Below are 537 nucleotides of genomic sequence, written 5' to 3'. Positions count from 1 at the left end.
CAGCGGAGGAGCGCGATGCCTACCGCGCCGCAGTTGGCGCACATTTCGATGCGGTGTGGGCGAATTGCCGCCAGCATGACGTGCCGCTGTGCGTTGCCACGATCGAACAGCCGGTCGGCGCCGTGCTGCGCGACTGGCTGCGTCCACCTTCGGCGAGGAAGCGTTGATGGCCAGTCTTCAGCCTTTGTGGTGGTTCGCGCTGCCGGTACTGCTGCTGCCGATCTGGTGGCACATGCAGAAGCGCGAGCGCGTCAAGACGGAGTTGCTGGCCACCGCCCGCTTCCTGCCTGCCGCTGCGCCCCAGCAGCAGCGCGTGCCGCGCTGGATCGAGCTTCTGCTGCTCGTCCTGCGTCTGCTGCTGCTCATCACGCTGATCGCCTGGCTGGCCGTCACCACTATTCCCTGGCGCGGAGACACCGTTCTCATCGAAGCGCCGCTCGAATCCAGTGAACCGGCCTGGGTCGTCCAGCAGGTCGCCGCAGCCGGCATGACGCAAGCCGCGCGCCTGCCTTTGCCTGCCGATGCACTGTCCTGGCT

General features: G+C 67.2%; 1 protein-coding gene. It reads left to right on the top strand.

From position 1 onward, the window contains the following. Positions 1 to 166: 166 nt before the first annotated feature. Positions 167 to 537 (top strand): BatA domain-containing protein (locus AB4Z32_RS27615; protein ID WP_442125001.1); only part of this gene is annotated, 371 nt, incomplete at its 3' end.

It is taken from the genome of Massilia sp. 2TAF26, from assembly GCF_052115005.1.
Lineage (GTDB): Bacteria > Pseudomonadota > Gammaproteobacteria > Burkholderiales > Burkholderiaceae_D > Telluria.
Note: the sequence above shows the minus strand (reverse complement) of the source record. Positions and strands in the feature narration are given on the sequence as shown.